Source organism: Mesorhizobium sp. M1A.F.Ca.IN.020.06.1.1, from assembly GCF_004023265.1.
Classification (GTDB): domain Bacteria; phylum Pseudomonadota; class Alphaproteobacteria; order Rhizobiales; family Rhizobiaceae; genus Mesorhizobium.
This window is the reverse complement of record NZ_RZSR01001279.1, coordinates 1-1,318: the sequence shown is the minus strand read 5'-3', so window position 1 is coordinate 1,318 and position 1,318 is coordinate 1. Positions and strand designations below refer to the sequence as shown.

Genomic DNA, 1,318 nt, shown 5'->3' with positions numbered 1-1,318 from the left:
GATGACGGTCGAGGAGACCACCGCCGCATGGGCGAGACCGGAGCGCGTCCAGGCAAGCCCGCCTTCGGCCGTTTTCAAAACGCGGCGTCGCGCGTCGGTCAATCGGTCGGGCTCGGCAAGCGTGCGCTGCAGGCCTTCGATCCACGGCTCCGGGTCGAAAGCTTCCGGCGCCCTCAACAACATCCGCGCCACCATGCCGGGCGCCGAAAGCGTGTATTGGGCGATCCAGTCGACGAAACGGCGCATGGCCTTGTCGATCGGCGGGCAGTCGAAGACCTCCTCGATCGGCCGCAGCTTTTTCGGATCGACGGATTCGACGACGGCGTCCCAGACGATGCCGGCGACCTGCCGCGGCCCCAGCGGCACGCGCACGATTGAGCCCGGCACCACGCGCATGCCTGGCGGCACGGCATAAGTGTAGGGCCGTTCGGCCGGCATCGGCACCAGCACCGGCGCGGCCGCGACAAAGGGCGAATCTTCGATCATCGGGCGTGACCTTGCCCCGACTTTGCTCTAGATCAAAGGGGACCCCCGCATCTGCCTGGCCGGCGTCAGGCAATCCCCAAGGAGACAGCCATGAAGTTTTTTGTCGACACCGCTGACATCAAGGAAATTAAGGAGCTGCACGATCTGGGGCTGCTCGATGGCGTCACCACCAACCCGTCGCTGATCCTGAAATCGGGCGGCAAGATCGCCGAGGTCACCAAGCAGATCTGCGACATTGTCGAAGGCCCGGTCTCGGCCGAGGTCGTGGCGACCGAGTACAAGGAGATGATGGCCGAGGCCGAGGTGCTGGCCAAGATCGCGCCGAATGTGGCCATCAAGGTGCCGCTGACGCTGGATGGGCTAAGGGCCTGCAAGACGATCCGCACCGAGATGAACCGCATGGTCAACGTCACGCTCTGCTTCTCGGCCAACCAGGCGCTGCTTGCCGCCAAGGCCGGCGCCTCCTTCATCTCGCCCTTCGTCGGCCGCATCGACGACACCGGCTCGGACGGCATGGAGCTGATCTCGGAAATCCGCACCATCTACGACAATTACGATTTCAAGACCGAGATCCTGACCGCTTCCGTGCGTACGGTGAACCACGTCAAGCAGGCGGCTTTGATCGGCGCCGATATCGTGACCGCGCCGCCGGCGACGTTGAAGGCGCTGGTCAACCATCCGCTCACCGACAAGGGCCTCTCCGCCTTCCTCGCCGACTGGGCCAAGACCGGCCAGAAGATTGGCTGAGGCCCGAGATCAGACAATAAAAAGGCCGGGATAACCTGGCCTTTTCGTTGCATCGAAGGGGAATAGCGCGCGGCGCCCAGAGATC

1 protein-coding gene and 1 pseudogene are annotated in these 1,318 nt (G+C 64.1%); one reads left to right on the top strand and one right to left on the bottom strand.

Features of this window, described 5'->3' with window-relative positions; translation table 11 throughout:
- Positions 1 to 486 (bottom strand): annotated as a pseudogene (locus EOA60_RS33255) (primosomal protein N'); the annotation flags it as partial.
- A gap of 90 nt (positions 487 to 576) precedes the next feature.
- Here EOA60_RS33255 and fsa point away from each other — a divergent pair.
- On the top strand, positions 577 to 1,233 hold the full coding sequence (gene fsa, locus EOA60_RS33250; RefSeq protein WP_095824158.1) for a fructose-6-phosphate aldolase: 657 nt from the start codon (positions 577 to 579) through the stop codon (positions 1,231 to 1,233).
- Positions 1,234 to 1,318: the final 85 nt, after the last annotated feature.

Bases quoted from the DNA above. Each gene is read 5' to 3' on its own strand.
- fsa (WP_095824158.1), top strand. From the start codon at position 577: ATGAAGTTTTTTGTCGACACCGCTGACATCAAGGAAATTAAGGAGCTG.